The organism is Streptomyces sp. NRRL B-24572 (genome assembly GCF_002156145.1).
Taxonomy (GTDB): domain Bacteria; phylum Actinomycetota; class Actinomycetes; order Streptomycetales; family Streptomycetaceae; genus Streptomyces; species Streptomyces vietnamensis.
In genome coordinates, this window is the sequence record NZ_MWIG01000912.1 from 1 (window position 1) to 4,980 (window position 4,980).

The following is a 4,980-nucleotide window of genomic DNA, read 5'->3' on the forward strand; positions in this document are numbered from 1 at the left end:
GCGTACGCGCTGGCCTCGGCCGAGATGCGGGCCGGGCGGGCCCCGGGGGACGGCGGGGCCCTGGACTCGTTCGTCTCCGCCTACGCCCACGCGCGCGGGGAGCCGGACACGCCGGCCTTCCGGCGCCGGCTCCTGAGGCTGCTCGCCCTGGACGACAGCCCGGTGCTCCCCCGGTACTGGAAGCTCGCCGCCGGCCTGTTCGCCCCGGACGAGCCGGTCCTCGGCCTGCTGCACCACCACCTCTCGACGGCCCTCCGTGCCGAGGTCCACGGCCCGGCCGCCTGAGGTCTCCCCCGGCGGGCGGCCCGCTGAGCCGTTCGGCGTACCCGGGGTGTGGTCGTCGGCGGGGCGGGGAAGGGGCGCACGGACTCAGGACGACGAGGAGGTGGTGCCGGTGTCGGGGCCGATGACCGGGGACGCGGTGGGAGCACCGTGCTGGCTGAACCTGTCCGCGCACGATCTGGAGGCGGCGCAGAGCTTCTACGGGGCGGTGCTCGGGTGGACGTTCCGGCGGGGCGCCTTCGGCGAGTCGTACGTGGTGGGTGAGCGGGACGGGGTGCCGGTGGCGGGGATCGCGGCGGTGTCCGTGCAGCCGGCGGGGCCGGTGGCCTGGACGGTGTTCTTCGCCGTCGACGACGCCGACGCGGCGGTGGCGCGGATCCGGGAGCGCGGTGGCACGGTCGGGGTGGGGCCGCTGTCGTATCCGCCGCGGGGCCGGGCGGCGCTCGCGACGGATCTGGAGGGTGCGGTGTTCGGCGTGTGGGAGGGGCGCCTGGTCTCGCGCTGGCACGTCGGGGAGCGGCAGGCGCCGGCGTGGGTGGAGCTTCACACCCGCGACGCGTTCGACGCGGCCGTGTTCTACGGCGGGGTGCTCGGCTGGGCGGACGAGAGCCAGGGCGGCACCGAGGTGTCGTACGAGCACGAGGGGGTGGTGCTGCGGCGCAACGGCGAGGCCGTTGCCCGACTCGACAGCGGTCCGGTCGAATCCGAGTCGCCCCGCCCTGAGTTGCGGCCGCGCTGGCTGGTCCGTTTCCGGGTGCGGGATCTGGAGGCGGCGCGGGAGGCGGTCCTGGCGCACGGTGGGTCGGTGGTGCCGGGCGGCGAGTGGGCCGGGGTGCGGCCGCCGGGCAGCGACGAGCACCGTCTCGTGGTCCGCGATCCGGAGGGGGCGCTGTTCGCCGTGGAGGCGGAGGAGGCGGAGGAGACGGGTTGATCCGGCTCGCGGGCGCGCGCCGCACCATGTGATCCACGGCTCTCTGTTCGGAAGCTCCTTGTGTGCGCCGTAGATGATCCTGCAATCTTCATCTCACGCAGGATCAGATTCGGCACAGGCGATGGCTTCACGAAGGGAAGGACCCATGAGCGGCGAGCGCCCCGAGCTGTACGAGATGTTCGACGAGCGGTTCCTCACGGGACGGTGCATGTACGGGGACGACCACCTCGAAGTCCTCCACACGGGCTGTCGTTGGGCCGAGGGGCCGATCTATCTGCCCGCCTGGCGGCAGCTGATCTGGAGCGACATCCCGAACGACCGGATGCTGCGCTGGGACGAGGAGACGGGCGCCGTCGCCGTCTTCCGCCGCTCGGCCGGGCACACCAACGGCAACACCCTGGACCGCGAGGGCCGGCTGATCTCCTGTGAGCAGGGCAACCGGCGCGTGACGCGCACCGAGCACGACGGCACGGTCACCGTGCTCGCGGACCGCTGGCAGGGCAAGCGCCTGAACAGTCCGAACGACGCGGCGGTGAAGTCCGACGGCTCGATCTGGTTCTCCGATCCGGACTTCGGCATCACCAGCGACTACGAGGGCTATCGCGCGGAGAGCGAGATCGGCTCCAACAACGTCTACCGCATCGACCCCGACAGCGGTGAAGTCCGGCTCGTGGCCGACGAGTTCGCCGCACCGAACGGTCTGGTCTTCTCCCACGACGAGAGTCGGCTCTTCGTCTCCGACACCCGGGCGGGCTTCATCCGGGTCTTCGACGTGCGCGAGGACGGCACGCTCTCCGACGGCAAGGTCTTCGCCGACGCCTCGGCCCGCGAGGAGGCCCGCTTCGACAACCTGCGCTTCGACGCCGACGGCCGTCTCTGGGCCGCCGCCATGAGCGACGGGGTGCACTGCTACGACCCCGACGGCACCCTGATCGGGCGGCTGAACGTCCCGGAGCCCGTCGCCAACATCTCCTGGGGCGGCGCCAAGCGCAACCGTCTCTTCATCGCCGCCCAGACCAGCCTGTACTCGGTGGTCATGAGCAACACGGGCACCCACCCGACCGGTCCCGGCCGCCGGCCCTGGCTGGGCACGGCGGCCTGAAGTCCGTTCGATCGGAGGTCAGTTCGCGGCGGCTCGGGCGGCGACTCGGGCGAGGAGCCGCTCGCGCTGGGCCGGGTCGGTCGCCAGGTCGATCGCGGTCCACGCCATGGCCAGGCCTCCGTCGAGGACGGCACGGTCGGCGGCGGCCGTGGTGCCGTACCGGGTGAAGTCCGGGTGGTGCATGATCGTGTCGCCGCAGTCGTATCCGATGGACGGGTGGATCGTCGGGACGAGGTGCGAGACGTTCCCCATGTCGGTCGAACCACCGCGCACGTCCGGGTCGTCGGGAAGGACGGTGCGGCCGAGGGCCTCGGCGGCGGCCTGGTAGCTGCGGCCCATCGCGAGGTCCTGACGGAGGTCGGCGTAGTCGTTGCCCACGGTCTCCAGGAGGAGCTCGGCGCCGGTGGCGAGGGCTCCGGCCTCGAAGCAGGCCCGTACCCGTGCCTGGAGTTCGGCGAGCTCCTCGCTGGTACGGGCGCGGACGTCGTACGTCGCGGTGGCGCGGTCCGGGATGACGTTCGCCGCGTCGCCGGCCGAGGTGACGACGCCGGAGACGACGGCGCCGGGGACCATCTGCTGGCGGTGGGCGGCGATCGCGACCTGGGCGATCATCATCGCGTCGGCGGCGTTCACGCCCCGGTGCGGCATCGCGGCGGCGTGCGCGGGGACTCCGGAGTACGCGACGGAGAGGCTGCTGATGGCGAGGGTGGTGAGACCCACGGTGTCCTGCGGTGCGGCGTGCACCATCATGGCGGCCGCCACGTCGTCGAAGGCCCCGGCGCGGATCATGTCGACCTTGCCGCCGCCCGACTCCTCGGCGGGGGTGCCGAGGAGCGCGACGGTGACACCGAGGTCGTCGGCGAGCGGCGCGAGGGCGAGGGCGGCGGCCACGGAGGCCGAGCCGTTGACGTTGTGGCCGCAGGCGTGGCCGATCCCGGGGAGCGCGTCGTACTCGGCGCAGATCGCGACGACCAGGTCGCCGGTGCCGGCGGTGGCGCGGAAGGCGGTGGGCAGCCCGTACGCCCCGCGGGTCACGTCGAAGCCGGCGCGCTCGACGAGGTCGGTGATGCGGCGGGCCGCGCGATGCTCCTCGTAGGCGAGTTCGGGGTCGGCGTGCAGGGCGTGGCTGAGCCCGATGACCGCTTCCTGGTGGCGGGTGAGGACGGCCCGGCTGTGGTGGCGGGCCGTGGTGGTCGTCGTCATCGGAGGTCCTTCGACGGGGTGCGGTAGAGGAGGGAGGCGGCGCCGCCGACGAGGGAGATCACGGCGCACAGCACCCAGGAGGTGGTGTAGGCGCCGAGGTCCGGCAGGGTGTGGCCGGCGGGCGTGCGCCCGGCGAAGACGGTGAGGACCGCGGCGGCGCCGAGCGAGCCGCCGACGTTGATGATCAGCTCGTTGATGCCGGAGCCGACGGACGTCCGGTCGTGGGGGACGGACTCGACGGCGAGGGTGCGCGTGGAGTGCTGGAGGAAGCCGTTGCCCAGACCGGCGAGCGCCGTGCCGAACAGGAAGAGCGGCGCCGAGGAGTGGACGGCGAGGACGACTCCGTATCCGAGGGCCATCAGGGCGGAGCCGGCGACGAGGGTGAGCCGGTCGGTGATGCGGGCGGCGACGGCGGGGGCGGCGAGCGCGCCGAGGGCCATGGCGAGGAGGTTGGGGAGCATGGCCAGGCCGATGACGACGGGGCTGTAGCCGAAGCCGTACCCGGTCTCGTCGGGGCTCGTGCCGAGGAAGACCGGGTGGGCGACCTGGAGGCCGAGCATGCAGAAGCTGAAGGCGAGCGTCACGACGGAGACGACGACCACGTTGCGCCGGCGGAACATCCGGACGTCGATCATGGGCTCGGCGGTACGGAGCTCCACGAACACCCACAGGGCGGTGACGAGCACGCCGCCGACCAGGGTGGCGAGCGTCCGGGCGGAGGTCCACTCCCAGCCGGGGGTGCCGCCGAGACCGAGCGCGAGCATCAGGGCGACCAGGCCGAGGGAGAGCAGGACCGCCCCGGCCCAGTCGACGGAGCCGCCGGGGCGGTCGTCGGACTCGGGGAGCAGCGGCCAGGTCACCACGAGCGCGAGGCTCGCGCCGATGGCGGGCACCCAGAGGGCGGCGGTGGGGCTGTCGACGTTCGCGGCGATGAAGCCGCTGGACAGCAGGCCGAGGGTGAGGCCGCCGATCAGCGCGGCGACCATGAGGCTGATGCCGCGGCGGCTCTCGGCGTCGCCGCCGTCGGGGCGGTTGCGGAGGATGCCGACGAGGAGCGGGAAGAAGCCCGCGATGGCGCCCTGGAGGATCTGGCCGGCGAGCAGCACCGGGAAGGAGCGGCTCAGCCCGACGAGGACGGAGCCGGCGATGACGATCGCGAGGTTCCAGCGGAGGAGTCGGCGGTGGCCGTGGAGGTCGCCCATGCGGGCGAGGACCGGCGTGAACGCGACGCTCGCGAGCAGGTTCGCGATGCTGATCCAGTTCAGGTCCGCCGCGGTGACCCCGAGGGTGTCGGTGAGGCCCTTGAGCAGCGGGGAGAGGAAGCCCTGGGTGATGCCGCTGGAGAGCTCGACGAGTGCGACCGAGGCGATGACCGCGCCGGCGGGGACGGGGCGTACGGCTCTTCTCCGTACGGGGGCGGTGCGGGTACCGGCGTCCGTCATACGTATTACCTCTTCGGGAG

The 4,980-nt window shown here is 73.1% G+C and carries 4 protein-coding genes and 1 pseudogene; 3 read left to right on the forward strand and 2 right to left on the reverse strand.

The features are described 5' to 3' along the window. The 3 genes and pseudogenes from CCN56_RS38120 to CCN56_RS38130 all read left to right on the forward strand — a co-directional run. A pseudogene (locus tag CCN56_RS38120) lies at positions 1 to 285 on the forward strand (MerR family transcriptional regulator); the annotation flags it as partial. 100 nt (positions 286 to 385) lie between these two features. Then, a complete protein-coding gene (locus CCN56_RS38125) occupies positions 386 to 1,213 on the forward strand; it encodes a VOC family protein (protein ID WP_373412951.1) in 828 nt (275 codons plus the stop codon). A gap of 145 nt (positions 1,214 to 1,358) precedes the next feature. Continuing rightward, on the forward strand, positions 1,359 to 2,315 hold the full coding sequence (locus tag CCN56_RS38130; RefSeq protein ID WP_086832239.1) for an SMP-30/gluconolactonase/LRE family protein: 957 nt from the start codon (positions 1,359 to 1,361) through the stop codon (positions 2,313 to 2,315). An 18-nt stretch (positions 2,316 to 2,333) separates the two neighbouring features. Here CCN56_RS38130 and CCN56_RS38135 read toward each other — a convergent pair whose 3' ends face one another. Together CCN56_RS38135 and CCN56_RS38140 are read right to left on the reverse strand one after the other, a co-directional pair. Next, the gene (locus CCN56_RS38135) at positions 2,334 to 3,518 is read right to left on the reverse strand and encodes a M20 family metallopeptidase (RefSeq protein ID WP_086832240.1); all 1,185 of its coding nucleotides are present in this window, start codon (positions 3,516 to 3,518) and stop codon (positions 2,334 to 2,336) included. Further along, positions 3,515 to 4,980: MFS transporter (locus CCN56_RS38140; protein ID WP_218779497.1), on the reverse strand; the 1,466-nt coding region annotated here is incomplete at its 5' end. The genes CCN56_RS38140 and CCN56_RS38135, both read right to left, overlap by 4 nt.